The sequence below is a fragment of the Leptolyngbya sp. BC1307 genome (genome assembly GCF_002286735.1).
Lineage (GTDB): Bacteria > Cyanobacteriota > Cyanobacteriia > Phormidesmidales > Phormidesmidaceae > Phormidesmis.
This window is the reverse complement of the sequence record NZ_NRTA01000011.1, coordinates 22,789-49,314: the sequence shown is the minus strand read 5'-3', so window position 1 is coordinate 49,314 and position 26,526 is coordinate 22,789. Positions and strand designations below refer to the sequence as shown.

Annotated in this window: 24 protein-coding genes; 14 read left to right on the top strand and 10 right to left on the bottom strand. The window is 51.0% G+C overall.

Annotation, left to right across the window (positions count from 1 at the left end; translation table 11 throughout):
- Positions 1–12 precede the first annotated feature (12 nt).
- Complete coding sequence (locus CKL79_RS08660; RefSeq protein WP_141242180.1) at positions 13–1,425, top strand: flippase; 1,413 nt, start codon at positions 13–15, stop codon at positions 1,423–1,425.
- 42 nt (positions 1,426–1,467) lie between these two features.
- Here the strand turns inward: CKL79_RS08660 and CKL79_RS08655 are convergent, their stop codons facing one another.
- Positions 1,468–2,295 (bottom strand): FkbM family methyltransferase, encoded by an 828-nt coding sequence (locus CKL79_RS08655; RefSeq protein WP_240518752.1) that lies wholly within the window; start codon positions 2,293–2,295, stop codon positions 1,468–1,470.
- Positions 2,296–2,415: 120 nt separating this feature from the next.
- Here CKL79_RS08655 and CKL79_RS08650 point away from each other — a divergent pair, with 120 nt between their 5' ends.
- The 10 genes from CKL79_RS08650 to CKL79_RS08605 all read left to right on the top strand — a co-directional run bounded on the left by CKL79_RS08650 (position 2,416) and on the right by CKL79_RS08605 (position 14,880).
- Positions 2,416–3,360 (top strand): glycosyltransferase family 2 protein, encoded by a 945-nt coding sequence (locus tag CKL79_RS08650; RefSeq protein ID WP_240518751.1) that lies wholly within the window; start codon positions 2,416–2,418, stop codon positions 3,358–3,360.
- A 33-nt stretch (positions 3,361–3,393) separates the two neighbouring features.
- A complete protein-coding gene (locus tag CKL79_RS08645) occupies positions 3,394–4,269 on the top strand; it encodes a methyltransferase domain-containing protein (RefSeq protein ID WP_240518750.1) in 876 nt (291 codons plus the stop codon).
- A 28-nt stretch (positions 4,270–4,297) separates the two neighbouring features.
- Positions 4,298–5,506, top strand: a complete 1,209-nt coding sequence (locus tag CKL79_RS08640) for a glycosyltransferase family 4 protein (protein ID WP_121969184.1) — start codon at positions 4,298–4,300, stop codon at positions 5,504–5,506.
- Positions 5,507–5,695: 189 nt separating this feature from the next.
- Positions 5,696–6,484: a WecB/TagA/CpsF family glycosyltransferase gene (locus CKL79_RS08635; protein ID WP_121969183.1), complete on the top strand. Its 789-nt coding sequence runs from the start codon at positions 5,696–5,698 to the stop codon at positions 6,482–6,484.
- A gap of 18 nt (positions 6,485–6,502) precedes the next feature.
- Entirely contained in the window at positions 6,503–7,948 is a 1,446-nt protein-coding gene (locus CKL79_RS08630) for a sugar transferase (protein ID WP_121969182.1), read from the top strand.
- A 28-nt stretch (positions 7,949–7,976) separates the two neighbouring features.
- Entirely contained in the window at positions 7,977–10,580 is a 2,604-nt protein-coding gene (locus CKL79_RS08625; RefSeq protein ID WP_121969181.1) for an O-antigen ligase family protein, read from the top strand.
- A 136-nt stretch (positions 10,581–10,716) separates the two neighbouring features.
- Positions 10,717–13,146 carry an O-antigen ligase family protein gene (locus CKL79_RS08620; protein WP_170944007.1) on the top strand — a complete coding sequence of 810 codons (2,430 nt, stop codon included), beginning with the start codon at positions 10,717–10,719 and terminating at the stop codon, positions 13,144–13,146.
- Positions 13,147–13,159: 13 nt separating this feature from the next.
- Positions 13,160–13,507 carry a hypothetical protein gene (locus CKL79_RS08615; RefSeq protein WP_121969179.1) on the top strand — a complete coding sequence of 116 codons (348 nt, stop codon included), beginning with the start codon at positions 13,160–13,162 and terminating at the stop codon, positions 13,505–13,507.
- Positions 13,504–14,019, top strand: coding sequence for a hypothetical protein (locus CKL79_RS08610; RefSeq protein WP_141242179.1), 516 nt, complete (start codon positions 13,504–13,506; stop codon positions 14,017–14,019). Before CKL79_RS08615 ends, CKL79_RS08610 begins: the two co-directional genes overlap by 4 nt.
- Before the next feature lie 51 nt (positions 14,020–14,070).
- Positions 14,071–14,880: a hypothetical protein gene (locus CKL79_RS08605; protein WP_121969177.1), complete on the top strand. Its 810-nt coding sequence runs from the start codon at positions 14,071–14,073 to the stop codon at positions 14,878–14,880.
- Between the two features lie 743 nt (positions 14,881–15,623).
- Here the strand turns inward: CKL79_RS08605 and CKL79_RS08595 are convergent.
- From CKL79_RS08595 to CKL79_RS08565, 8 genes are all read right to left on the bottom strand, one after another.
- Entirely contained in the window at positions 15,624–16,523 is a 900-nt protein-coding gene (locus CKL79_RS08595; RefSeq protein WP_121969175.1) for a metallophosphoesterase, read from the bottom strand.
- A 168-nt stretch (positions 16,524–16,691) separates the two neighbouring features.
- Entirely contained in the window at positions 16,692–16,838 is a 147-nt protein-coding gene (locus CKL79_RS23140) for a hypothetical protein (protein ID WP_170944005.1), read from the bottom strand.
- Positions 16,839–17,030: 192 nt separating this feature from the next.
- Positions 17,031–17,264: a hypothetical protein gene (locus CKL79_RS08590; protein ID WP_121969174.1), complete on the bottom strand. Its 234-nt coding sequence runs from the start codon at positions 17,262–17,264 to the stop codon at positions 17,031–17,033.
- 28 nt (positions 17,265–17,292) lie between these two features.
- Positions 17,293–17,631 carry a hypothetical protein gene (locus tag CKL79_RS08585; protein WP_121969173.1) on the bottom strand — a complete coding sequence of 113 codons (339 nt, stop codon included), beginning with the start codon at positions 17,629–17,631 and terminating at the stop codon, positions 17,293–17,295.
- Complete coding sequence (locus CKL79_RS08580; RefSeq protein ID WP_121969172.1) at positions 17,631–19,250, bottom strand: B12-binding domain-containing radical SAM protein; 1,620 nt, start codon at positions 19,248–19,250, stop codon at positions 17,631–17,633. The genes CKL79_RS08585 and CKL79_RS08580 overlap by 1 nt, the downstream gene beginning before the upstream one ends.
- A gap of 340 nt (positions 19,251–19,590) precedes the next feature.
- Positions 19,591–19,887, bottom strand: a complete 297-nt coding sequence (locus CKL79_RS08575; protein ID WP_121969171.1) for a DUF3288 family protein — start codon at positions 19,885–19,887, stop codon at positions 19,591–19,593.
- A gap of 73 nt (positions 19,888–19,960) precedes the next feature.
- Entirely contained in the window at positions 19,961–20,800 is an 840-nt protein-coding gene (gene fghA / locus CKL79_RS08570; RefSeq protein WP_121969170.1) for an S-formylglutathione hydrolase, read from the bottom strand.
- Positions 20,801–20,812: 12 nt separating this feature from the next.
- Positions 20,813–21,925 (bottom strand): S-(hydroxymethyl)glutathione dehydrogenase/class III alcohol dehydrogenase, encoded by a 1,113-nt coding sequence (locus CKL79_RS08565; RefSeq protein WP_121969169.1) that lies wholly within the window; start codon positions 21,923–21,925, stop codon positions 20,813–20,815.
- 215 nt (positions 21,926–22,140) lie between these two features.
- On the opposite strand from CKL79_RS08565, the gene dacB reads away from it, so the two are divergent.
- Positions 22,141–23,619 carry a D-alanyl-D-alanine carboxypeptidase/D-alanyl-D-alanine-endopeptidase gene (dacB, locus tag CKL79_RS08560; protein WP_121969168.1) on the top strand — a complete coding sequence of 493 codons (1,479 nt, stop codon included), beginning with the start codon at positions 22,141–22,143 and terminating at the stop codon, positions 23,617–23,619.
- 66 nt (positions 23,620–23,685) lie between these two features.
- Positions 23,686–24,249 carry a Uma2 family endonuclease gene (locus CKL79_RS08555; protein WP_121969167.1) on the top strand — a complete coding sequence of 188 codons (564 nt, stop codon included), beginning with the start codon at positions 23,686–23,688 and terminating at the stop codon, positions 24,247–24,249.
- 53 nt (positions 24,250–24,302) lie between these two features.
- On the opposite strand, the gene CKL79_RS08550 is transcribed toward CKL79_RS08555, so the two are convergent.
- Positions 24,303–25,034 carry a superoxide dismutase gene (locus tag CKL79_RS08550; RefSeq protein WP_121969166.1) on the bottom strand — a complete coding sequence of 244 codons (732 nt, stop codon included), beginning with the start codon at positions 25,032–25,034 and terminating at the stop codon, positions 24,303–24,305.
- A gap of 100 nt (positions 25,035–25,134) precedes the next feature.
- Here CKL79_RS08550 and CKL79_RS08545 point away from each other — a divergent pair, with 100 nt between their 5' ends.
- Positions 25,135–26,514, top strand: a complete 1,380-nt coding sequence (locus CKL79_RS08545; RefSeq protein WP_121969165.1) for a HAMP domain-containing sensor histidine kinase — start codon at positions 25,135–25,137, stop codon at positions 26,512–26,514.
- Positions 26,515–26,526: the final 12 nt, after the last annotated feature.

The window sequence follows — 26,526 nt, the reverse complement described above, 5'->3', positions numbered from 1 at the left end:
CTACTAAAGAGCTTGACTGACAAACTCTTTCAGTCAGAACCCGGCCTCAACAGAGTAGGTTACATCATTTATCACAATGTCTATATGGATAGATACCTCATCTCGCATCAAGGGCTTGTAAAATCCTGTAAAACGTTTTTTAGGGAAGCTAAGAACAATAAAGAATCTAGAGAGATTCTTGTGAACACCGGATGGCAACTCTTTGAGAAAGTTGTTCGACTGTGCTTAGCCTTAATCTCTGGAATTTTGATAGCTCGATACCTTCAACCCGAGCAATACGGCGTCTATAACTATGCTCTAGCTTTCATAAGTTTCTTTGCGGCTGTTTCTAACCTGGGCTCCAACCAAATTGTCGTTAAAGATCTTGTACAAGAACCTGAGCATCGTCAGGAAATTGTCAGCACGGCTATAGCACTCAGACTTTTCTCAGGCATTTCTCTATCGATTTCAGCCAGCGGCATATCTCTCGTCTTTATCGAAGATAAGACTGTACAGATATTAGTCATCATATTTTCTTTGCAGATGATCTTCAGAGCTTCTGAAGCCATTGAGTTCTTTTTTCAATCAAGGATGGAATTTAAGTGGATTGCCTGCGCTAGGAATCTGGCCGCTGGCGTTGCCACTGTTTTGTTAGTACTTGCCATCATAAAAGACCAGTCAATTTTTGTATTGGCCGTAATCTCTAGTGTTGAATTTTTGGCATCTTTGCTTTTTCTATCTGCGATTTACATAAAACAAAATCATTTCTTCAGCCTTGCTCATATCTCGCTTAGCAGGCTAAAAAGTATTCTCAGAGCTAGCTGGCCACTCATTTTTTCAGGGATTGCTATTACAGTCTACATGAGAGTAGATCAGCTCATGATCAGCAGTATGTCAGGTAATGCTGAGTTGGGTTTGTACTCTGCCGTAGTTCGGTTAACCGAAGCTTTTTGCCTTATCCCTCTCGCATTCATTCAGTCTACATTTCCTAAGCTTATTCGGCTAAAAGAGCAAAACGAGCAGGCATTTTACAGCGCTCTCCAAAATTTGTATAACAAGGTTAGCCTAATGGGATACGCTTCTGTGTTGTTTGTATCCCTATTTTCGAAAGAACTTCTAGGCATTTTATATGGAGATACTTACATCGAAGCAGCGCCCCTTTTCTCCTTGCTTATTTGGAGCGTTATGTTTATGACATTAGGAGTCGCTCGTGGTTCATTTATGGTGACGATGAATTTGACTGGGCTTTATTTTAAGACTGTGGCGATCGCTAGCATCATCAATATCATTCTCAACTACATTCTAATACCAGAGTATGGTGCCTTTGGAGCCGCCGCCGCTACAGTTGTCTCGTACTGGTTTGCTGTGCATGGAGCCTGTTTTTTCTTTCGCCCTCTCCACAGAACTGGCAACATGCTGACGAAATCTCTTATTTTTGTTAGATGAATTTGATCTGACCATATAAGTAGCTTTGCCTGCCGGGGCTATCTACGAAACAACAGCCAATCTATAGAAAGATGTGTTGCAGGTTTTCGCAAGTAGTTCATAGCCTTGTTCCTGTAAAAACTGAAAAGTCTTAGATTGGCCGGGCAAAGCCCCTAAAGACGTGGCTAATTCTTCAACGAGGAGAACTGTAGGCTTGTATCTAAGCCAGTCATTAGATAGCAAAACTTGGTAGTCTAAGCCTTCTACATCGATACTTAGAAAGTCAATTGTTTGGTCTTCAGGCAAATGTGCTTCTAGAAGATCAGATAGCTTTTGCGTTTTGATCGTCTTGCGATCTACAATTTTATAGCCACGAATCGTATCTCTATCAGTAGAAATAGGCTTTGAGAATCCATTCAGGGCAGGATCATTGAACATATAGTAGGTCAATTCTTCTGAGACATTGGAGATAGCTGCCTCGATGTTCATGTCCTTTGGTCTAATTTCTTCAAACAATTTCATACTTCCTGGCATTGCATCGATATTGATACCTCGCCAGCCCTTTAAGTAAAAGAAGTATGTATTTGAAAAACGCTGTGGGTGATGTGCCCCAACATCGATATAAAATCCTTCCTTCTGTTTTTCGAATATGCGATTTAGAACTAAGTCTTCGCCTTCTTGAGCAAAAGATAGATTGTAAGGGCAGGATATATACTTGGAATATATCGAATAGCGGCGTTTAAGTAGAAAAGTTCCTAAAGCACTGCTAAGTCGTTGATATATTTTCGTCAAAGGATGCCTACCTGAATCATTGTCTGCCAACACTATTCTCGCTTGATAGAATTTATAAAGTTTGATGTCGTGATGCCTAAACGTAATAGGATCGATCACCGTCTGCGCTTATTAAAACGCGCCTTGCCCTATATACCAACCGTGTAGAACTCAGTACCGTAAGTCTTTTTTCCTACATGTGCCTCAGTCGGGCACTCTATCAGCGGCTAGTTTCAAAAAATGCTTATTTCTCCCTCTACAGGGCTTTGTATGCACCAACATTCAACCAGCGTCCCGATTGTACTGATAGTTTTTAATAGACCTAGCCCGACAAAGAGTTTATTGAGCGTAGTCACCCGCATTCAACCATCTAAAGTATTCATCATTGCAGATGGCCCACGTCCTAACCACCCAACTGATAGAGAAAACTGCCAGGCCACTCGCGATCTCATCGATAAAGCCCAGTGGAAAGGAGAAGTGCTCACTAACTATGCTGATGTTAATTTAGGCTGCAAAGCCCGTATATCTACTGGTCTTAGTTGGGTGTTTGATCAGGTTGATCAGGCTATCATTCTCGAAGATGATTGCCTGCCGCATCCTTCATTCTTTCGCTTCTGCCATGAGTTGCTGGAGTATTACCGTGAAGATGAGCGCGTTATGGCTATCTCAGGAGATAACTTTCAGTTTGGACGAAGACGGACGCAGAACAGCTATTACTTCTCTCGATATCCTCACTGTTGGGGCTGGGCAACTTGGAAACGAGCCTGGCAACACTATGACGCTGACATGACTCTATGGCCACAGGCTAAGAGCAGCCATTGGCTAGATGGCATCCTGCACGATGCTGCTGCTGTTAAGTACTGGCACCATAAGTTTGAACAAACCTATACTAAAAAAATCGACACATGGGACTATGCTTGGACGTTAGCCTGTTGGCTGCAGAGCGGCCTGTGTATTTTACCCAACACTAATCTGGTGTCTAACATCGGTTTTGACGCTGGGGGCACTCACCACACTCATAGTCATTCGCCCTTTTTCAATATGCCGACTGTGGAAATGCCTTTCCCCTTGAACCATCCTCCTACAGTTCTAAGAAACGCTCAGGCTGACAGGTTTACGCAAGCTCATCAGTTTGGTTTACTTTCCCGCAGCCGTAGAAAAGTGCGGGCTGTACTGAACCTGTAAAATCAAATCAAAAAATGTTAGTTCAACACAGTTTTGGGCAATATCTATTTGTCTAGGATAGGGCGATTGCTTGTGAATGTTCTGACTTGTCCGATATGTAACCACAGCAAACATGACTCTCTTCATCGACTTCAGCAGGGAGATTTGATGAGCTGCGGTAAGTGTCAAGTTGTTTTCTTCACGCCTATGCCTACAGCTGAAGAGCTGGAGTTTTTTTATAACAACGGATATCACGATAATTTTAGCAAGAGCACGATGGTTGGCTGTTCTTTTGCTGAAAATCGCTATGCAGCATTAGAGGCGTTACTCAAGACCCATTTGCCTTCACTAATCGATGCTCCGAACAAATCGCTATTAGATGTTGGCTGCGGCACTGGCGACTTTTTGAAGATTGCCCAGCAGGCAGGATGGCGCATTTCAGGAACAGAGCTGGGTCGAGATGCGGTTGAGCAGGCGACACAAAAGCTGGGTGACTGCGTTTTACAGGGCGATATTTTCACTCTTGACCTACCGGCTAACGCTTACAGCCTGATTACGAGCTATCACGTCATTGAGCACTTACTTGACCCGGTGAAGATGCTTAAGCAATGCTACCAGCTGTTGTCTCCTGAGGGAGCTTTGTTCGTCGAGACCCCCAACATCAATAGTATAGGCGCTCGGATCAGAGGTTCCAAGTGGTCTCATATCATTCCACCGGAGCATATCATTTACTTCTCACCTCATTCACTAAAATACGCTTTGCACAAGGCTGGATTTAACCGGGTTCTGATACTCACTAGCGTACCTCAGACTATTGAGAGCATTCAGGATTGGCCAGTTTTCTTTAAAGGCATCGCGAGTTCTCTTTACCACCTTGCGCCAAAGCTGGGTATGGGCGCGGCTCTCCAGGCGATCGCATTCAAAGACTAACGCTGGCTAATACCCTCTAGCACCCCCTATGCAACTGCTATACACGCTTACCGGTTATCCTCCCGCTATTGGAGGTGCCCAAATTCATCAGCATCTCTTAGCCCAACAGATAAACAAAAACAGTGCCGTACAGGTGGTGAGCCATTGGCAGCACAATCGCTCTGATTGGCTTTTAGGAACAACTCTCCGGGCACCTCAACAGCCCAACAGCTACGTTGTAGATGGTGTACCGGTGCATCGCATGGGTATATCACTTCTAGAAAAGCTGAAGATGGCCCCTTTTTTGCCCACTTACTATCCACTGATGAAGCTGTCTCTACCGGTTATCGCCAGCACATTAGAGAGTCACCTCACCCCCTTCGCCAAGGCAGCCAGCCTGATTCACAATGTTAGGATCGGACGAGAGGGTCTAACGGCGGCTTCGCTGCAAGCAGCCCGCCGTCGGGATATCCCTTTTGTCCTGACGCCAGTACATCATCCGCGATGGGTGGGTTGGCGATACCAATGCTATACCAGTCTTTATCGCCAAGCTGATGGAATTTTTGCATTAACTGAGTCTGAAAGGCAGATTTTAATCGGCTTGCAAGTCAAACCAGAGCGTATTCATGTCATCGGTCATGGCCCTGTTATTTCGGAAGCTTATGATGCTCAAGCCTTTCGACTGAAATATGGCATAGAAACCGAAGCCCCGATCATTCTATTTTTGGGACAGCACTACGAATATAAGGGCTATCGTCAGCTTTTGAAGGCAACAAAGCCTGTCTGGGAGAAATATCCCAATGCCCATTTTGTATTTGTCGGGCCTGCTGTTAAAGACTCAGAAAAAGTATTTTCGCTCAATGTTGACCCCCGCATTCATCGTTTAGGCAGCGTTAGCTTGCAAGAAAAAACTAGCGCTTTAGCTGCGTGTAGTCTGCTTTGCTTACCCTCTAGTCAAGAGAGCTTCGGCGGTGTTTACACAGAAGCCTGGATGTTTAAAAAGCCTGTCATTGGCTGTCATATTCCAGCGGTAGCAGAAGTCATTGAAGAGGGTGTCAATGGTTTCCTAATACAGCAAGAAACCAGCCAAATCACTCAGCGCATATTAGATCTTTTAGACAATCCTGATTTGGCAAAATCTATGGGATCTGAAGGGCACGCAAAAGTTCAACAGCTTTATACATGGCCAATTATTGCGCAGAGAGCAATGAACGCCTACACCAAGATCTTGACTGGGGCAGCAAGTTTGAACAAATGACGCCTAAGCAGCGGCAGCAGATAGGAAATGCCTATGCGGCCAATCACATACAGACATGTTGACAGTAACAAAATAGCTGAAGTTGCATTGCTGTCTCGGCGGGCATACTAAAGCTTAGAAAAGATTTTCAGTAGATGCACAAATTTACAGGTCTATGTGCAGTCTCACATTGACACATTCTGAAAGTTCATGGCGCAGCGCATTTTACGGACAGACATCAGTCAGACGACTTACGAGCAAGCCTGCGATCGCATCCAAACCCTCATTCAAACCCGGCAGTCTAGCTACATTGTCGCTGCCAACGTCCACGTCGTAATGATGGCCTACTGGCATCGAGAATACCGGCATATTCTGGGCAAAGCCGCCCTGGTCACACCCGATGGCATGCCGCTGGTGATGGGAATGCGCTGGCTCGGTGCGCGCCATCAGCCGCGTGTGTATGGGCCTGATCTGATGCTAGCCTGGTGCGATCGCGCTGCTAAAGCCAACCTCCCTATCTATCTGTATGGCAGCACCCCCGAAACGCTTCAGCGCCTGTCTGAAAAACTACATTACACCTTCCCTCATCTGCGCATTGCCGGGACGCACTCACCGCCCTTTAGAGCCCTCACCGCTGAGGAAGAAGCTGCCGACATTGCCCGCATTCAGCGCTCAGGTGCGGCAGTCGTCTTCGTTGGCCTTGGCTGCCCAAAACAAGAAGAGTGGATGTATCGCCAACTGGGTAAGCTAGATGCAGTCATGATCGGTGTCGGCGCAGCCTTCCAGTTCCACAGCGGTGAAATTACCCAAGCCCCTCGCTGGATGATGCGGCTCAGCCTCGAATGGTGCTTTCGCCTGGCCAAAGAGCCCAGACGGCTGTGGTCTCGGTATCTGCTGACCAACACTGCTTTTGTCTGTCTATTTTCGCAGCAGATAATTAAGCACCATTTGAGAACAATTGCCCAACGCTTTAGATACTCAAAGTCGTTGGCTAAGTAAGTTGGCAACCTCTGAAGTATGAAAACTCGGCCCGCCAAGCCCAAATCCACGCCTCAGTCAGACATTCGTGCTTCACGCCTCTCTCTGCGATCATGGCTGCCTGCGCGTAGAAAACTAAGAGGACTAGGGCTGGTTTTGAGCGATGCGATCGCCATGGCCACTGCCTGGAAAATTGCTCAGTTTCTCAACCAGTTTTACTCTCCCTTGCCGAGTTCTTTTGTCTGGTGGGTCTGGTTGGGGTTGCCTAGCTTATTTTGGCTATTTGCGCTCTCGACGCTCGCCCTATTTGCTCACCACCGGCTCTATAGCCATACTCACGCCGCTAGAGACTATGCCAAAGCTGCTCAGCTTATCAGCTATGTGTATCTGGCTTCTCTCCTGCTGAGCTATTTTTACGATCCGCATCTCAACCCGCCCCGGTCGCTCTTCTTTTCGGCGTGGTTCAGTAGTATTGCGATTGTGGTCTTTGCTAGAGTACTCACAAACCTGTTGCTATGCCGCTTTGAAGCTTGGCAAAAGCCAACGGCTGTTTTTCTGATTGCCCCGGCCAATCGACTACAGATTCTGTCTGAAATTGTTACGAAACAGCCGCACTATCGAATTGTCGGCGCAGCGATCTCGTCTACTGCCCATTCGCCCGCCATTTTTCAATCTATCGTCAGACTTCAGCCTGAAGAAGTCTTGGCAGAAAATATCCCCAATGCTGAACTTGCCTCTCGCCTGTTTTGGCGGCTGCGGAGCGCTGGCATTGTCCTCAGGCTATTACCCTCTAGCCGGGAGATGATTTACCGGCGAGGCATACCCGAAATTTTTGCGAGCTTACCCACGCTCAAAATCGAATCTTCCTTTTTTCGCGGGTTTGACTACTGTATTAAGCGCTGGCTTGATGTTTTGCTGGCGGCGGTGACTGTTTTGCTAGGCTTGCCGCTCTTTTTGGTGATTGCGATCGCCATCAAAGCCTCTTCTCCCGGCCCCATCTTTTTCCGCCAGGAGCGCACAGGGCTACACAGCAAAGTTTTCCAGGTTTGGAAATTTCGCACGATGGTCGTCAATGCCTCTCACCTGCAAAGCAGCCTGGAGCAGCAAAACGAAAACCCAGACGGCGTCATGTTTAAGATCGCCTGTGACCCTCGGATTACGCCTATTGGCAACTTTCTTCGCCGTACCAGCCTAGATGAGCTGCCGCAGCTTTTTAACGTACTGCTAGGCCAAATGAGCTTGGTCGGGCCAAGGCCGCTGCCGCTGCGAGATACTTCACTGTTTGAGCCCTGGCATCATATTCGCCATCAGGTGCTGCCGGGTATCACCGGTCTCTGGCAAATCTCAGGGCGATCAGATATCAAAAGCTTTGACGACGCTGTCCGGCTCGATCTTCACTACATCGATAACTGGTCGCTCAATCTGGATCTGGAGATATTACTCGAAACCATCAAAATAGTTTGTTTGGGAAAAGGGGCATATTAAGCCCGACAATCCTATTTTTTCAATCGCTATGGAACTGACAGAGGGTGCGCCGTCTCTACCCAAGCTAAATATTTCGTCAACTGTCTGGAAAGGTCAGTGGATGGGCGTTCTGGGATTGGCCTGTATACTGGCTTTTAGCTGGATTCCCAACAGCTATTACATGATGGTGGGTTGGCCGTGGATTTTGCTGTGGCAAGCGGCTTTTTTACTGTTGGGCGCTTGGAATATATGGGCTATTCGCCAGTTTTCGGTACCTTATCGGCTGTTAGGGTATGGGCTAGATTGGGCGATTGGCGTGGCGGTGGCTGCCACTGTCATCTCGGCACTCGCAGCCGAGTTTAAGGCGGTAGCGCTTTGGAACGGACTGCTGTTTGGCAACTATGTCATTGCCCTCTATCTGTTGGTCAACTGGCTACGTCAGGGGCTCTCTAGAAGGGCTCTCTGGTTTTCCCTGTCGTTGGCTGGCGTTGTTACTAGCCTCATCAGCCTGTCATTTTGGCGACCCACGCCCGATATGTGGCTGTCAGATGATTTCTACGCGGCGCTGCGCAACCCGCTACCCCTGGGCCATCACAACTTTGTTGGAGGGTATGAACTGCTGCTGCTGCCAATGACTGCTAGCTTATGCCTGTCACAGCGAGGGTGGAAAAGGGGAATAGGGTTCGGCGCGACCCTGATTGTCGCCGCCGCCCTTTATGTCAGCGGTTCACGCGGGGCTATGGTAGGCGCTCTGGCAGTTGTTCTATTAGGCGGGCCGATTTTTCTCTGGCTGCATCGCGCTCAGGCCAACCGGCGCTGGCTGATGGGTAGCGCCGTTGTGTTAGCGGTGGTTCTGGCGATCGCTGCCAGTAATCCTCGGATGCGAGGGCTGTTTACGGTGTCGGCTTCGTCGCAGCTAAGTCAGACCTCTTCGGTCGTGATAGCAGATGGCCCGGCACGCGATCGCCTGTTCATGCTGCAAGCGGGACAAAATATCTTTTCTACTCACCCGCTGACTGGCATCGGCCCTGGCAATCTATCTCGCGTTTATAATCTCTACCGGCCTATTGAAGTCGGCAACGGGCTAGAACTGGTGCAACAGCTGCACAACACACCCGCGCAGATTCTGGTAGAGCTGGGAATTCTCGGCATAATTGCCTACGGCAGCTGGCTAATTGGGCTCTTTGCACTTAGCATCCGGCTGCATCGCCACCTCTCTCAGCCCGCTGATCGCTATCTCTTTTACGGTATTTTCGCTAGCTATCTGGGCTATGGCGTTTCTAGCCTGACCGACTATCAGCTAGAAAATATTGGTATCAGCAGCACTTTATTGATTGCGACTGCACTACTGATCAATCTTGGTGACACCTATATAGACGGAATGGACATAGACGGAATAGACGGATCTGCCCTATTATCAAAACCAACCGCGCTTTCTCGGCAGGGCCGCCGCTGGCTGAGCTTGGGCATATTAGCTTTTCTATGCATGAGCTTTCAGCTGTGGATCAGAGCTGACGCAGGGCTATACCTCAGTGGCGCTGCCATTAAAGATATAGAGGCTCGCGATTTGGTTGAGGCCGATGCCAAATGGTTTAAGGCAGGCGCTTTGGCCAGTTGGGACCCTACTTATCCGGCTCTCGCTGCCGAACAGCTCATTCTGCTTGGGGCGGGCGCAGCCAACCAGGCAGATCAGACAGCCCTAACCCAATCGGCCATTGAATATATAGAGTCAGCACTGGAAGCCGCGCCTAACGATACCTGGCTCAACCAGAATTTGGCGGTCCTGTATCTCGAAAGTAACAAGCCTGAAAAAGCGGAGTTCTACGCTCGGCGAGCTGCGCAGCTCTCTCCACGCAACTTTAACTACACCTATTACACGCTGGCCTCAGCTTATTTACAGCAAAACAAAGTTGATCAGGCGATCACAGCCCTTTCGCTAGAAGGAATGGCCAATCCTGATTTTCTGATTGCCAACATCTGGACGGAGGAGCCCTTTGCTCAGCTATTGCCGAGCGTCTTAGACAAAACGCTGAATCGCGATCGCCAGACGCTCTCCCAGACAAACCCCGCATCTGCCGAGTACAAATGGTTGAACGAACAGCTAGCTATGCTCAGCTGGTGGCATCAGCGATCGCTAGATGGCGTCGATAGGTCAAAGCTGCGCCCTTTAGCACAGGCAATACTAGAAGCTGAAGAGCAGCCTAAAAAGGCTCTGAATACGGTAGAACAGCAGCTAAAGCTAGATGAAAATGACCCTACCTTGCGGCTCTTGCAGGTATGGCTAGCACCTGACCAGTATTTAGACAGCTATCTACAAGACTTTGAGGGCACTCAGCAAGAAAAGGATCTCCTGATCAAACATATCAGACAAAATCGAGACATTCGTACTTGGATGAACTCGGTTCTGAGCCCGTCATCGCCGCGCCTGAGATATGGCCTTGGCTTTGCCTATCGCAACTTGTCAGCTAACAATGTGAAACAAATTCTATATCCCGGAAGGCTGAACATGAGCTTCTTTGCAGAATTACTGGGTCTGTTCGAAGAATCGCCAGTTGTCTTTCCGCAGCTCGACCAAACAATATCAGCAGTCAAGACAGAAGACTTGTCTCTACCGCCGCTCAGCGAGACTCGCTTTCAGCTTCCCAAGGCATAAACAGTTCACATTGCCAACTCATTCAACTTATAGCCAATCAATCATGCTGTTGAGCAATCGTTCTTTAGATCGTGGGCGTGTCCTTACTGGGATAGGGGGTGTCAGCCTATTCATTTTCTACGGCTTGTTCACACTGATGCCCAATAGCAACAGCCTGATGGTGAAGTGGCCCTGGGTGCTGGGGTGGCAGCTTGGTCTAGCGTTGGGGCCAATAGCGCTGATAGTTCAGCTATGGCAGCAAAAGTCTTTAACTAGACTTGGCAACAAACTGGATTGGCTAGCGGGCGGCTGGCTGCTGTGCCTGGCTCTGAATGTGGGCTTTGCTAGCTTTGTTCATCAGGCCGGTTGGTATGCTTGGGCGGTGGTATGTGCGATCGCCATCCTATACGCTCTCACCCAATGGCTCACCTCTTCTATTCGTGTCAGCCGGTTACTGCACTTTCAAGGAGCGCTAGCGATCGCGTTTGCAGTCCTCAGCCTGACGCTGTGGACTGCGCAAACCGCGTTACCTTACCTGGATACGCTCGCCAGCCTCAAAAGCTACGGCATCTCCAGAAGTTTCGACTGGCAGATTGTCAGCTTGCGCAACTGGTATCCGATTGGCCATCAAAACTATGTGGCGGGCTATCTTATTTTGTCTTTGCCACTACTGTTGGGCCTGAGCATTTTGCACAAAGGCCAGCAGCGCGTTTTGTGGGGGGCAGGCTTTTTGGTTGGCCTGGTTTGTTTATACACAACTGCTTCTCGTGGCAGTTGGTTTGGCCTGCTTACCAGCGTGGCGACTTTTTGCATCGTCTTTGCCTGGCGCTATCCGCAGCGTAGAAAACTACTCAGCATAGCCACTCTCATGGGTACAGGCGGACTCCTGTTCTGGATCTTTGGTAATGATCGGCTGCGGACTTTGTTACTCTCTGCGTTTACAGGCAGCGACAACAATGAGATTGCTTACCGAGTCGTCACCAACACCACAGGCTGGCTGATAGGAAGAGATCACTGGCTCTTTGGCGCAGGGCTAGGCAACGTAGCGCTGCTCTATCAAAAATATTTGCCTGATTGGGCGGGTCAGTCAGCGGAGCTTACTTATCAGCTACACAGCACACCCGCGCAAATCTGGGCTGAGTTTGGGCTAACCGGCAGTCTTTTGGCCTTGGGCAGTTTCTGTTTGCTAGCCTATCTCAGCTTGCGCTGGTTTCGTAGAGGTCAGTATTCGCCTGACACCTTTGTGCTGGTTGCGAGTCTCTGGAGCGGTCTGCTGGGATACGGCGTGTTTAGCCTGAGCGATTATCAGCTAGACAATCTCTGTATCAGCGGTACCCTGGTCATTTTTATTGCAGTACTGGCGTTTTATTTGAGAGCAGGACTTGAGACGCAACCGAGCTATACGGTCAGACGGCTTCCGGTTGCAGTTTTGGGCATCAGTCTTTTAGTTGTTGTCTCTGTTTGGCTATACCCTATTCATCGGGCCTGGATGCTCTCTAGCCAGGGCTTTACAAGGCTAGCGCAAGCAGACATGGCGGGCTTTGTTGACAAATTAGAAGACGCTCATCGATTGGCCCCCTGGGAACCTTACTACCCTTATCAGCTGGGCTGGAATCTGGGAGAGCAGGCCTATCTCACGTCAGATGTGCGGCAAAGAGAGATGCTACAAGCGCTCAGTACTGAATGGCTGGAGAAGGCGATCGCCATTTCGCCCTATCAGGAGTTTGGCTATTCTAATCTGGGTTGGCTGCTGGTCAATACCCAACCGGAGCGGGCCGTCGCTGCTTTCTCTCAGGCTGCTCAGCTGGTTCCCAGTAAAAAAGGGAGCTTCTTTGCTTTAGGCTATGCGCTGTTGCAGAGCAACCGATTAGACTTGGCCATCGAAGCGATAACGCTAGAGCTGCTCCGCAATCCACTGCTGCTGACTAGCCCGATCTGGCGATCGCCCGAGCTAGAACCTGTCTTTCCCCAAGTTCTCTCAGCCTTTGAACAAACCTGCACGCGCTTTATAAATGAGTCCTCTGCCGAACTGAAACCCTACTTTTATCAGATCCGAGGCGGATTGCACTGGTGGAGAGGCAACTTTGACCAGGCCAGAGCAGACTTTAGCCATACGTCTAACCCGCTCAATTCTATAATGCTCTCTCTCGGAACAGAGACGCCCGTCAGTCTCCTAGCACCTTCATCGCCCGCCGAAGCCGCTGCTATGGGCTGGCTAGACGCAGACAAAAAAGAATCAGCGTTCTACAAGGCGCTGTTGCTGTCAAATCCTTCGGAGTATGCCTACCCGGAAAGCTATCTGGCGCAGATGAGTCAGGAAATTGCGCAAAGTGCTGAGAGGTCAGCTAGTTTCCATCAGTGGCTGACGGAGATGGCCCCGGTGCGATCGCAGCGAAACCAGCGGCTAGGGTTTGGTGTGCTCAGCCGTCATATCGATGGCCCGCTGCCCAGCGACTTTGCCCCCCGACTGGAGAATGTGCTGATGACGCAGTTTTTTGGCGATCTTTTTCCGGCAGAGATCTACAATCCTGGCTTGGACCAGTTGCTAGCTCCGCTAAGGGAGCAATTGATAAATCAGACCGAGTAAATCAGGCCGAGCCGTGGACGAGTTCAAAAACCGCGTACAGTCTCTGGTAGATCAAGGCTGGGAGAAGTATCTGGCTAGAGCCTATCGCTTAGTCAAAGCGTCTGGACAGCTAGATCATAAGATTACGCAGAGCAAGCTTGCTGAGGTCGGTCAAAATATAGCGCTATACCAGGAAACAGATCAGCTATTTGGTCGGCTGCAGCAGAAGATTCACAAGATAGACGATGGCATCGAACTTGAGTTCTACCTAATTTCTGGGGGATTTGTGGAGATTCCCCGTAATACTCCCCTCGCAAAAGACTTCAGGCGGATGTGGGCTGCGAGTTTCACTATGGCGAGTCTGGTGAGATTGAATTTTTGAAAAAACAGATGACCCATGCGGAGAAAACGCGCTATTTGTACTACATCTCTCAGGGCATCGAAGGCGCTGAGAATGAGAAAGACCTGGTCTACAACTTTCAAAGCTCAAATGCAGAAGATCTGCACGTTCCTTTAGACCAGGTGATTTACGTGGGGGACGGGGCTTCAGATGTTCCTTGTTTTGATGTGATGGGTCAGTATGGCGGTATGTCTATTGGTATTTATGGTGAAGGTCATAGTGCCAAAGACTGGGAAAATTTAGAAAGTATCACTAAGACTCAAAAGCTCTCTAATCTGGTGCCTGCCGGGTATAAGGAGGATTCGGAGCTGGTGCGATCGCTCTACCTTTGCGTCGAGTGTATTGCGAAAAGAATTGCGCTGCGCAAACTCCGCGAAGAAGGGATACAACAAAGTGATAGAAAAGTGCTTTGTTGTATCCCTATGAACTCATTCAATAGACATAGGGTAAACCTCTCTATATCAACGATGTTCCGCCTGCTGAGGGAGAGGTAAGTACATCATTATTTAATACCATAAAGATGTAGATGCAAAATAAAGACTGAAATGGTGAATCCCCTAACAATTATTACCCGCTATCGCAAGCCCTTTGCGGGCCTACTGATGGCAGCTTCTCTCACTGTGGTAGCGGCCTGTGCGGAGACGCCGTCAGAGACCACTACCTCAGAGGAAGCGTCCGAGAACGTGACGACTGAGGAGTTGTCGGGTGGGGCAGAAGGTCTAATTGGTCAGACGGTATCGCTTCGCGCAGAGGTTGAGGAAACCATTGACGATACTTCATTCTTACTTGAAGACGACCAGCTGTTTGGGGGCGAAGATGTCTTGGTGATCAACGCTTCTGGCGAGCCTTTTGTGCTAGTTGAAGGCGACGATACTGAGGTGCAGGTAACCGGCGAAGTGCAGCAGCTCGTAATCGCTGACTTCGAGACAGAGTATGGCCTAGACCTGGATCCGACTCTATATGCTGACTATGAAGATCGACCGGTTGTTGTGGCTCAGTCCATTGCCCTTTCTCCTGACCCTGGTGATCTAACGAGTAATCCAGAAAAGTACTACAACCAAAGAATCGCAGTCGCTGGCGAAGTAGAAGACAAGCTTTCACCGACTACGTTTACCTTGGAGGAAGAGCGACTGTTTGGCAGTGAGGATCTATTGGTTCTTACACAGGGTGTTACTCCTGAGACCCAGGATGGAGAAGAGGTCACGGTTACAGGCGTTCTGCGTCCATATGTGAAAGCTGAATTTGACACTGAATACGATTTGGACTGGGATCTTTCTGTCCAAGAGCAAATCGAGGCAGAGTACACCGAGAAGCCTGTATTTGTTGCAGATGGTGTCTACCCTTCCGCGATGTAGTCCACTCACATAGGTAGTCTACTCACATAGGTAGAGTATCTTTTCGAAACGCTACTCTACCTAGTTTCTCGTTTACAGACTGTGATTAAGAAGCGCCCGCGTGAACTTCATATGGGTGCTTTTAATCGAGAAAAACTGTATCGTGAAGGTATTGCATTCCTGTCGTCGTATGCCTTCTCCTCCGAGGAAGATTCGTTTAGACTCGTTACCTGCTGATGAGCGTCCTACATCTCCTCATGCTGCCATTAGTCCTGACGCGATGGAGCATGTTGCTGAGCTCAGCGAGATCAATACTTCGTACGCTATTTTAATGGTTACCTCTGGGGTACTCGCAGCGATCGCGATGCTGACGAATTCGATTCCTGTATTAATTGGGTCTATGATCATCGCACTAGCAAAATATCAACAGCCAGCAATAGCAGCAGGGATACTCCCGCCTTCCACTTCCAGTCGCCTAAGTTCATAGAAAATAGACCTACCGCGCAGGCCGCGCAGGATGCTGCAAAGAGATTTAAACCTGTGTCTTGAATCCAGGCCTTTTCGGTAATTGCCAGAGCACTGATCGTTTGAGCAATTGGATTATAGCCGTCTACAGCTACAATTCCAATAAAATCAGTCAGTAGCCCACTGATGCATCCAACCATGCCGACTAGGCCGCAGATAAGGTACAGCCTCGAATTCTGTCGTCTTTTATGCATCAGACAAACCAATCTGTTATATCGGGATTTAAATACGATGAGGCTTTAGGTCTCCAGTGTGAAAAGTGTCAGCTCTGGCGGACAGAACAGGCGAATTGGAATAATGCTCATGCCAATACCTACGTTGACATAGAGATTGTTGCCCGGTTTGCCGTAGCTGTCTTCTACCCAGCCGTCAGCATAGACTTTGTCATCCTGAGTAAATCGTAGCCAGGACCATTGAGGAGAGTTGGGCAGGCGGATTTGCCCGCCGTGAGTATGGCCAGCCAGGGCTAGCGGAGCCATATTTTCAGGAAAGAATTCGAAGTCGTCTGGATTGTGCATCAGGGCAACCCTGGGACTCCCTTCTGGAATGTCAGCGAGAGCAGCTTCAACATTGTCTTGGTTGGCCCAAAGTGAATCAACAGCAGCTAAGTACAGCGGCTCACCGCCATCGGGTAGCTGCATAGCGACGGATTCATTTTCGAGAATAACAATACCGGCAGCTTCTAGCTCTGACTCTAAGCTGCTGGCGAGCTGAGTACCGGGCTCGGCTTTTTTGCTGCTCATGCCGTAGTCGTGATTGCCCAGCACTGCGTAGGTTGGGATGCCTGCATCGACTAAGGGCTTCACGATGCTGACTGCTTTCTCAATCTCGGCGCTGGGTTCAGGCTCGGCATGATAGATAAAGTCGCCGCTGATCAGGACGGCGGCAGGCTTCGCATCAATCATTTGCTCAACGCTGCGGCGAGCGGTGCCGGGGTTGCCTGCCCACATGCCCACTTGAAAATCTGAGAGCTGACCTATTTGCTTGCCTTCCCAGGCGGCAGGCAGGTTGGGAATTTTAGCAACTTCCTGCTCTGTGTTGAGCAGGCGCGGTTCGATAAGTCCCCAAATTACCAGCAGAGCAACTAACCCCCCAATGCTGGCAAAAATATATTTTATCTTCTGTGTGATGCCTTTCATGCCTATTATCTACTGCTCCTAACTCTCTGTGCATAAACAACAGCGTATGCCTTGAGGAGGACCGAATCTCTCTACACAATAGGAGATTTTTTCTGTATTCGGTAGGTTTGTTTGCAGCAGATAGATCTAGAATTGGTGCCTACGATTTTCCAGGTTGTAGGAGTCTGTCTAAACAACGGTAGAGAGATTGAGCGCTTCCATCCAAGGCAAGCCATGCAACTGAGCGCCAAAGAATTGGGCTAACGACTGGCCTGCTTTCTTCGCATCCGGCAGAAAGGCTCTGAGGTTGTTGACGATAGCCCAGGCATTGAGCATCGGGTCAATGCTGTCAGGCTTGCGAACAATACCTCGCTTTGAGCGGCGGCTTCAATCGTCCCTAAGGCATTGACAATCACCGCGTTGAAAGCGGCTTCATCGGTGTGCGCCATCCACTCGGTATACCAAATCAATTCTTCCTGGGAGAGCAGAAATAGGTAAATCTGCTCTCCATTTAACGTGGCAAACTTCTCATCGGTGAGAATATGGGCGGGGGGTAAGCCCCAGTCGCATGAGCAACAGTGACACCGGGATTAAATTGCCTAGCCATTGAACCAGATGCCACACCCAGCCCGGATGCCATCCTTCATCGGGATGAGACCATTCATAAATCTTCGCCGTCTCTCGCTGGCTTAAGCCCAGCCCCAAACTCATCTCTAGCAGCTTTCCCAGGCAGTCGGTATCTTGTCGCCGATAGCGGGCCATGAAGCTCGGCAAGACCGTGAATACGGCTTTACAGCACCGGCACTTCGCCCGACGCCATCGGCAACACCGCAATCTCGCCACCCCAGCCGCGCCAACGCCATCGGCGGTGGCTATGAACCGTATAGCAGGTCATGTCTGTGCAGTCTCGCTGATGCTGCTCGCGGCTGATTTGCGCCCTCAGCGGCGCTTGGATGTAGGCGATGTACGCTTGATGATGATCGCCTGCGTTAATCAGATCTAGATACGCCTGTTGGGTCGCCCCAAAGTAGACAATCGCAGTTCCGGTTTTGATTTTGACGCTTTGGAGGCATAGCTTTCTCTTTGTCAGGAATCTCTGAAGTCTATGCCCTCGCTGCGCTTTTGTCACTAGGCACCAATTCTAGATCTAGCTGTCAAGGCAGGCTGCTCTGTCTCAGGGCCGCGAGATGCAACAACCTCGGCAATCTGCGATTCGATTTCGTCTTTAACAATCTGGCGATATTCCAAAAAGTGTTCTATCTGCGCACAGACCGTCAGGTAGCTGGCAACACCGCCGCGATTGTGCTTAAACATTTGAATCAGATAGATCCAAAAGGTAGAGCGGGTCTCTCTTTCAATGCCTTGTTTCCAGCAGACAATGAACAGCGCTTTAAGCAAGTGCCAGTTGAAGGGTTCTTTGGCAGACTTGGGCTTTGGCCCCCGACTCTTGTCGTTGTAACAGGGCGCTTCACCTAAAATACGGTAGTGACGGTATGTTCTGTCTAGGTACTTCTGGGGGTCGTACAGATTCCAAAAGGCATCGACATACTCTTGAGCGACTTCTTCTACCGGGCGGGTCGGGACGAAGTTCATCAACGTCGTCTGGTGAATGTTGGCCGTTTCTTTACCAGCCAGTAATCGATTCTCTTTTTCTAATCGATGCCAGAGCGCCGTGTCGGGCAGCGCCTGCAACATGCTGAAGAGGGCCGTGGGAATGGAGCATTTCTCGACGAACTGGACGATGCGATCGCCCGCCCCCTTTTTCTCTCCATCAAAACCAATAATAAAGCCCGCCATCACCCGAATGCCCGTGCTGGCAATCTTATGAATCGACTCGCTGAGCGGATCGCGCACGTTCTGAAACTTTTGCGTCACCTTAAGACTGTCCGAATCAGGCGTTTCGACCCCCAGGAAGACCGCCCCGAAGTTACAGGCCGTCATCAGATCCATCATTTCCTGGTCATTGGCTAAGTCTACCGACGCCTCCGTTGAGAAGGTAAAGGGATAGCCTTTTTCCTTCATCCAGGGCACCAGCGCCTTGAGCATGAGCTTCACATTGCGCTTGTTGCCAATGAAGTTGTCATCGACCATGAAGATGCTGCGCCGCCATCCCAGCTCGTACAGGCATTCCAACTCGGCAATTAGTTGCTCAGGCGACTTGGTACGCGGCTTGCGGCCATACAGCACAATAATGTCGCAAAATTCGCACTGAAACGGGCAGCCGCGCGAAAACTGAATCGCCATCTCGGAGTAAGCGTTGAGATCGAGCAAATCAAAGCGAGGCACCGGGCTAGTGCCGACATCAGGCCGCTCTAGGGCACGGAAAGTTCCTGAGGTTTCGCCTTTTTCAATCGCTTCCACCAGCATCGGCAGCGTGATTTCGCCTTCATCAAGTACGCGAAAATCAGCGCCCGCTTCGATCACTTCGTGCGACAAGGCAGTGGCATAAGGCCCGCCGACTGCAACCGACTTTCCTCGGCGCTTAGCCTCGCGAATTTGCGCCAGCATGTCGGGCTTTTGTACAATCATGCCCGAAAAAATCACCAGCTCTGCCCAATCCCAGTCGGCCTCAGTGAGCGCTTCAACGTTGCGATCTACTAGCCGTAGATCCCACGTCTGGGGCAGCAGGGCCGCTACAGTCACCAGTCCTAATGGCGGCAAAATCGCCTTGCGTCCGGCTAACTCAATGGCTTTATCGAATGACCAAAAGCTTTTGGGAAACAGAGGATAAATCAGCAAAGCTTTCATAAGAAATGCCTATCTTATAGGGGGCTGTAAAACTGAATTGAGAACCGTCTAGCTATCTGTCAAAATGGCAGGCACTGTAGGTAAAGCGTCTAAAATATCGGCAGAAGATTAGTCAATTATCAGGCTAATAAATCAAGGATAAGGTATGCTGCAGTTTACAGACTATGGCATGCATACTGGTTGATGTCACCCTAGCACGTCAAAGAGAAAGCGATCGCTCCAGATAGAGCAGTTCTCCGCTATGGTGCCTGCAGATAAAAATCTGTGTGCGAGCGATCGCTCCTCAAGGTGGCCCGCCAGCATCAAAGCAACTCCGAGCAGGGTAGAAACCGGCCCTACATCAGCTCCAATCCTCCCCTTTTTTGATCCAGGTAGGCGTAAACACAGTTTCTGTTTTATGAATCTCTCGGGTTTTGGCGAACAGCTCAGCTTCTGTGAGGTTCCATTTTTTTAGCGTTCCGTCCAGGTCACGTTGAATGTCGCGCGCCCCTTGAAAGCCATCGTAGCGGATGCGTAATCGGGCCAATTCTGCCATGTTCAAGTGGTCGGCATTGCCTGCCATGACCGTATTCAGCGTCTCTCTATCTTTTCTGTACTGAGGGTGAAGATAATCTTTTTCACGTTGAACTTCTGTCATAGGAATTTACCAATAATTGTTCGTTGTTTAACTCAGTTGTTCTAGTGAAGGGACATTGTAAGGGTGATTGTCATCAGCTAGTGAGAGCCGCCGCATGGTGCCGAATATGATCGCCCATAAAGGTGGCAATAAAGTAGTAGCTGTGATCATAACCAGGCTGGCGGCGCAGCGTCAGTGGCTGCTTGGCCTGAGTGCAGGCGGCTGCAAACACTTCTGGCAGTAGCTGCCCCTGGGCCAAAAACGAGTCGTCCTCGCCCTGATCGATCAAAATTGAGTGCTGACTGCCCTGAGCGGCAACTAATTCGGTTGCGTCGTAAGCCTCCCACGCAGCCTTATCTGTTCCTAAGTAGCCAGTAAACGCTTTTTGTCCCCAGGCGCATTGAGAAGGGGCAGCAATCGGCGCAAAGGCAGAGATAGAAGCGTACTTGTCCGGATTTTTTAGCCCGCAAATCAGTGCACCGTGACCGCCCATAGAGTGACCAAAGATGCCAGCGCGATCGCCCTTCACCGAAAACTGCTGAGCAATCAGCCCCGGTAGCTCCTCAGTCACATAGTCATACATCTGGTAGTGCTTTGCCCAAGGCGATTCGGTCGCATTCACATAAAAGCCCGCCCCCGTGCCAAAGTCCCAATCATCCCCTTCGCCCGGAATATTCACCCCGCGCGGACTGGTATCAGGTGCCACTAGCATTAGCCCGTGCTCTGCTGCATAGCGCTGTGCGCCTGCCTTCTCGATAAAGTTTTTCTCATTGCAGGTCAGCCCCGATAGATAGTACAGCACTGGCACCGGGCCATTTTCTGCCTGAGGCGGCACATACACCGCAAAGCTCATCTCACAGTCGCACGCTTCAGAGCGATGGCTGTAAACCCTTGTAGTGCCGCCAAAGCTCTTTGCTCGTGATTTCTCTTCCAAACCTACGGCCTCCTAATCGTATAGAACGACGCTGCGAATCGACTCGCCGCGATGCATCAAGTCAAATGCATCGTTGATTTGCGCTAAAGGCATCGTATGCGTAATCAAGTCATCAATGTTGATCTTGCCGTCCATGTACCAGTCCACAATCTTTGGCACATCTGTACGGCCTCTCGCGCCGCCAAAGGCACTGCCCTTCCACACCCGCCCGGTCACAAGCTGAAAAGGCCGCGTACTGATTTCTTTACCGGCTTCTGCCACACCAATAATGGTGCAGACGCCCCAGCCCTTATGGCAGCACTCCAGCGCCTGCCGCATCACATTCACATTGCCAATACATTCAAACGAGTAGTCCGCCCCGCCGCCCGTCAGCTCTACCAGGTGGCCGACCAGATCGCCCTCAATCTCTTGCGGATTGACAAAATCCGTCATGCCAAACTTTTCTGCCATCTCGCGCTTAGCCGGATTCAGATCTACGCCGACAATCTGATCCGCACCGACCATCCGCGCTCCCTGGATCACATTCAAACCAATACCGCCCAAGCCAAATACGACGACAGTCGATCCCGGCTCCACCTTGGCCGTAAACAGCACCGCGCCAATGCCCGTCGTCACGCCGCAGCCGATATAGCAAACCTTGTCAAAAGGTGCATCTGAGCGAATTTTCGCCAGCGAAATTTCGGGCAGCACCGTGTAGTTAGCAAACGTGGAGGTACCCATGTAGTGATACAGCGGCTTCCCTTCAAAGGAAAAGCGACTGGTGCCATCGGGCATGACGCCTTTGCCCTGCGTGCTACGAACCGCCTGGCACAGGTTAGTTTTTTGGCTGAGGCAGTAGGCACATTCCCTGCACTCTGCCGTATACAGCGGAATAACATGGTCACCGGGCTTCAGGCTCTTGACCCCAGCGCCCACTTCTACGACGATGCCCGCCCCTTCATGGCCAAGAATGGAAGGAAATATGCCTTCTGAATCTTTACCTGAAAGCGTGTAAGCATCGGTGTGGCAAATTCCGGTCGCTTTGATTTCTACCAGCACTTCGCCCGCTTTTGGCCCTTCGAGCTGGACGGTCTCAATGCTCAGAGGCTTGCCGGCCTCAAAGGCCACTGCGGCTTTTACATCCATAGGGGTTACTAGGTTTTGACTCGGGAGCATTATCTATAAAAACTGCCACAGCGCTGCCCTGCTAAAGAGATAAATCAAAGTAGCAGGCCCAAGGTTTTATACGATTTTGCTCTTTCTTGTGGTCAGTTGCAGCAGTTGTCCTCATGGGCGACCACCTGGCATCAAACGTGAGTAGAGTGAGCAAACCTGTAAAACCCCACTCAATCGCCTGAGCTATGACAACACTGCGCCCGCTATCGTCGAGCAGAAAGCTTTCTCAACTATGGAAAACTGCTTTCAGTGTGGTCGGCGGACTGGCCGTGCTCACTCAGGCAGACATGGCATTGGCCGGAATGTGTCGGGCGGAGCTACCGGGGAAAATTGAAGCGATCGCCCAAAACCCAGCCCTTACCCGCGCCAATGTCGGCATCTTGATAGAAGACGCGACGCCCAACGCCCGTACACTTTACGCCCGTCGTGCTCAAGACAAGTTCGTCCCCGCTTCCAACGTCAAACTGCTGACGACTGCCGCCGCTCTGCAAAGCCTTGGCCCCGACTTCAGTATTCGCACCTCCGTATTCGGCCAGCCCAACGCTCCCGACTCTGCCCTTTACGTAGTCGGTCGAGGCGATCCCACCTTCACCAGCTATCAAATCAATCTGCTAGCCAATCAACTCAAGCAAAAAGGCATTCGCCGCGCCAGCAGTCTCACCGCCATTGATAACTATTTCACCGGCCCTGCTGCCAGCCCCTACTGGGATGACGAAGACTACCGGGCAGGCTATGGCGCACCGGCTAACAGCCTGATTCTCAACCGCAACGAGCTCAGCTTCACCGTATTTCCTACCCGAGTTGGTCAGCCCCTGCGAGTGGTCTGGGACCGGCCCGAATTTGCGCGCGGCTGGCGCATAGAAAACAACACTCGCACCGTCGGCGCGGGCGGCAATGAATTTATTGATGCAGGGCAAAAACCAGGGCAAAAGGTGATGACGGTGAGAGGTCAGCTTGTTGCCGGGTCGGGCTCTGACAATAACTCGATTGCCCTGGGCGACCCTGCCAGCTATTTTGTCGAACAGTTTCAGCAAAGCCTGACCAGCTACGGTATTTTCTCAGCTAGCGGCCAGGTCAGCATGACCAATCCGCCTGCTGGCCTGGTAGAGCTTGCCGCCATTCAGTCCCCGCCGCTGAGAGCTTTTATCGATCCGACCAACCTCTACAGTGTCAACATTTACGCCGAAGCGATGCTCAAGTCTCTGGGCCGCAGCGTCGATCCCACCACGCCAGACGCTTACCAAACCGGTGCAGTCGCGGTTAGTCAAATCCTCACCAATCTGGGCGTCGCTCCGGGCAGCCTATCTGTTGTCGATGGCTCCGGCCTCTCACGGCGCAACCTGGCCACCCCCGAAGCCTTCGTCGATACGCTGCAAATCATGGCCCAAACGCCAAACGCCACTATCTACCGCAACTCCTTAGCCGTTGCGGGCCGCAGCGGCACCCTACGCAACCGCCTGAAAGGCACCCCAGCAGAAGGTCGCTTTCAGGGCAAAACCGGCACCCTCAGCGGCACTTACACGCTCAGCGGCTATCTCAATCCGCCCAACCATCCCCCCTTAGCCCTCAGCATTTTAGTCAATGACGCTAACGCTGGTGGGCGAACCATTCGCAGCCTGATTGACCAAATCATTATTCAGGCTGCTAATTTGGACGACTGCTAGCGCCCCAAACCTTCACTTCTTCAAAATGGGCTGCGATAATGAGCTATAGATAGCAGGTTTTGAGCCATGGTACAGACGCCCAGCAAGCCCCTCACCCTGGAAGATTTTTTGCAACAGCCGGACACCAAGCCTGCCAGCGAATACATCGATGGCCAAATCATTCAAAAACCCATGCCTAAAGCAGACCACGGTATCGTACAAACGGATCTGGCCACAGCCATCAATACTGTGCTGAAGCAGAACAAACAGGGGCGAGCAATTGCAGAGTTGCGCTGCACGTTTGGCGATCGCTCAATTGTCCCTGATATTACCGTGCTGCCATGGTCTGCCATTCCTAGAAATGAAAACGGCAAAGCCTCAGGCGAGCTTTTTGCGGCTCCTGAGTGGATGATCGAAATCTTGTCGCAAGGACAAAGTCAAACAAAGGTTGTCAAAAAAATTCTGCACGCGCTAGAACACGGGACTCAGATCGGATGGCTGATCGACCCGGCTGAAGACTGCGTATTTAGCTATACACCTGATTTACGAACGGTTCTTCACGAAGAGGCAACTACAAAATTGCCCGTACCTGCGTTTGCGGAAGGGTTTGAACTGACGGTTGGGGAGTTAATAGCTTGGCTATACGAATAGTGCTTCTAGTCTTATCGCTTGAGCTGCCCCGATTACGATAGAGCGTTCTGCCGCTAGGCCATGGCTATTTCATAGCGGCGGTTAACTTCTAGCCAGTTAACGACGTTCCACCAGGCCTCTAAATACTCAGCCCGACGATTGCGATAGTTGAGATAGTAGGCATGTTCCCAGACATCGTTACCCATAATTGGGGTCAGCCCATTCATCAGCGGGCTATCTTGATTGCCCGTGTTAGTAACTTGCAAAGTTTTGTCGCTATCGAGCACTAGCCAGGCCCAGCCGCTGCCAAAGCGCTTTTTACCTTCGCCATTAAAAGCCGATTTAAACTCGTCAAAGCTGCCAAAGGTCGTCTCCAGAGCAGCAGCGATCGCCCCCGTCGGCGCGCCACCTCCTGCCGGGCTCATAATCTCCCAAAACATTGAGTGGTTCAAATGCCCACCGCCATTGTTTCGCACCGCCGTCTGAACCTCCTCAGGCAGACTGTCTAGCTGCTCAATCAGGTCTTCAGGGCTCAGCGTCTGCAGATCTGGGTAATCACTCACCGCCGCATTCAGCTTTCTGACATAGCCCGCATGGTGTAGGTCGTGATGCAGCTGCATGGTCTCCGCATCAATCGTCGGGGCCAGCGCACTGTATTCGTAAGGCAGCGGTGGCAGTGTAAAAGGTCCGTCGGCTTGTTTACCTAGCAGCGGCAGGGCAATTGCTGAGGGCGATCGCCACACGTCCAATGCAGCCGATCCAGCCGTAGCCCCGAGCAAAAACAGCAAACGACGGCGATCAATCATAGTGAAACCAACGGTACCGACATGCAGATTATATGATCAAATTATCAGCCTCTTCCTCCTCCCAAAGCTCCCTCTCTCCCGTGCTCCCCTGCTCCGGCCCATGTTCCAAACCACTCGCCGCCGCCTGGCCCTCTGGTACACCATTGTCACTGCCGTCCTGCTGCTACTCTTTGCCAGCGGCGTCTACATCTACGTCCGCAGCACGCTGGTAGAGCGAGTAGACGATACGCTTAACCATGTCGTGGAAATTGTGCAGCGATCGCTCGTCATCGAGCCCGATCCTGATCTCAACGGCACTGAGCAACGACTGCTAACCGCTGTCGGCGTTGTCGATCCGCCCCTGCGAGTCAATATTGAAGACAGCTTCCGCAATAGCGAAGAGGCCAGCGAAGACGACCACATTGACCTTGAATGGTTCAACCCAGCAGGCGAACTGGTCTGGACCACCTTTTCCCGGCCACACGCGGTTTCTCTTCACGTCAACCCCAACGGTGAAACCGTCACCCCTCCCGACGGCATTGTGCTCCGGCAGATCACCCAGCGGGTGCAGTCAGGATCGCAGCTGCTGGGCTATCTGCGCGTCAGTCATCCCTGGTTTGAAGTTTCTAAGTCTAGCCGTCAGCTGATTGTCGATCTGGCCTTGGGCAGCAGCGCCATGCTAGTTGCAGTCGCGGCTATTGGCTGGCTGCTCTCAGGGCTGGCGATCGCCCCTGTCAAAGACTCGTACCAGCAGCTCAAGCAGTTTACTGCCGATGCCTCACACGAGCTGCGCAACCCCATTGCCGTCATCCAGACCAATGTTCAAGTAGCACTAGCTGACCCCGACGAACAGTTTCAGCGCAGTCAGCTAGAGGTCGTCGAACGCCTGACCCGGCGGCTCGGCAGGCTGGTGGATGATCTGTTGTTTTTGGCCCGGCAAGAAAGCGGACTGGTGCCTATGCAGCGCGATCGCATCGATCTCACCGCCCTGCTTCAAGATGTAATCGAAGAGCAGCAGGCGATCGCCCGAGAAAAATCACTCCAGCTCAGCTACACCGCCACCGACCCAGCCATCCTCATACGAGGCGACGCCGACCAGCTCACCCGCCTATTCACCAACCTGATTGCCAACGCCATCCAGTACACAACCCGTGGCGAAATTACGGCGAAGCTCACTGCTACCGCCTATCAGATTACGCTCACCGTCACCGATACCGGCATCGGTATTCCGGCTAAAGACCTCAGCCGTATTTTTGACCGCTTTTACCGAGTAGATCCGGCCCGGCCCCGCAGCACTCACGGAGCAGCGGGCGGATCAGGATTGGGACTGGCGATCGCCAAAGTCATTGCCAATAATCACGAGGGCCAACTCACGCTAACGAGTCAAACTGGTCAGGGCACTACCGCTACCGTAACGCTAGCCACCAAGCCGCTAGCCGCTCAACCGGCCTTTGCCTCTGAGAGCAACCAGCCCTTCAACCCAAGCCCTTTCGCTGACTAACCCTCGATCCGT

Coding starts and splice junctions, on each gene's coding strand:
- CKL79_RS08650 (WP_240518751.1), top strand. CDS start 2,416: ATGCTTATTTCTCCCTCTACAGGGCTTTGTATGCACCAACATTCAACC.
- CKL79_RS08640 (WP_121969184.1), top strand. CDS start 4,298: ATGCAACTGCTATACACGCTTACCGGTTATCCTCCCGCTATTGGAGGT.
- CKL79_RS08635 (WP_121969183.1), top strand. CDS start 5,696: ATGGCGCAGCGCATTTTACGGACAGACATCAGTCAGACGACTTACGAG.
- CKL79_RS08630 (WP_121969182.1), top strand. CDS start 6,503: ATGAAAACTCGGCCCGCCAAGCCCAAATCCACGCCTCAGTCAGACATT.
- CKL79_RS08625 (WP_121969181.1), top strand. CDS start 7,977: ATGGAACTGACAGAGGGTGCGCCGTCTCTACCCAAGCTAAATATTTCG.
- CKL79_RS08620 (WP_170944007.1), top strand. CDS start 10,717: ATGCCCAATAGCAACAGCCTGATGGTGAAGTGGCCCTGGGTGCTGGGG.
- CKL79_RS08605 (WP_121969177.1), top strand. CDS start 14,071: ATGGTGAATCCCCTAACAATTATTACCCGCTATCGCAAGCCCTTTGCG.
- CKL79_RS08595 (WP_121969175.1), bottom strand. CDS start 16,523: ATGAAAGGCATCACACAGAAGATAAAATATATTTTTGCCAGCATTGGG.
- CKL79_RS23140 (WP_170944005.1), bottom strand. CDS start 16,838: ATGCTCAATGCCTGGGCTATCGTCAACAACCTCAGAGCCTTTCTGCCG.
- CKL79_RS08590 (WP_121969174.1), bottom strand. CDS start 17,264: ATGGCCCGCTATCGGCGACAAGATACCGACTGCCTGGGAAAGCTGCTA.
- CKL79_RS08580 (WP_121969172.1), bottom strand. CDS start 19,250: ATGAAAGCTTTGCTGATTTATCCTCTGTTTCCCAAAAGCTTTTGGTCA.
- CKL79_RS08575 (WP_121969171.1), bottom strand. CDS start 19,887: ATGACAGAAGTTCAACGTGAAAAAGATTATCTTCACCCTCAGTACAGA.
- CKL79_RS08565 (WP_121969169.1), bottom strand. CDS start 21,925: ATGGATGTAAAAGCCGCAGTGGCCTTTGAGGCCGGCAAGCCTCTGAGC.
- dacB (WP_121969168.1), top strand. CDS start 22,141: ATGACAACACTGCGCCCGCTATCGTCGAGCAGAAAGCTTTCTCAACTA.
- CKL79_RS08555 (WP_121969167.1), top strand. CDS start 23,686: ATGGTACAGACGCCCAGCAAGCCCCTCACCCTGGAAGATTTTTTGCAA.
- CKL79_RS08550 (WP_121969166.1), bottom strand. CDS start 25,034: ATGATTGATCGCCGTCGTTTGCTGTTTTTGCTCGGGGCTACGGCTGGA.
- CKL79_RS08545 (WP_121969165.1), top strand. CDS start 25,135: ATGTTCCAAACCACTCGCCGCCGCCTGGCCCTCTGGTACACCATTGTC.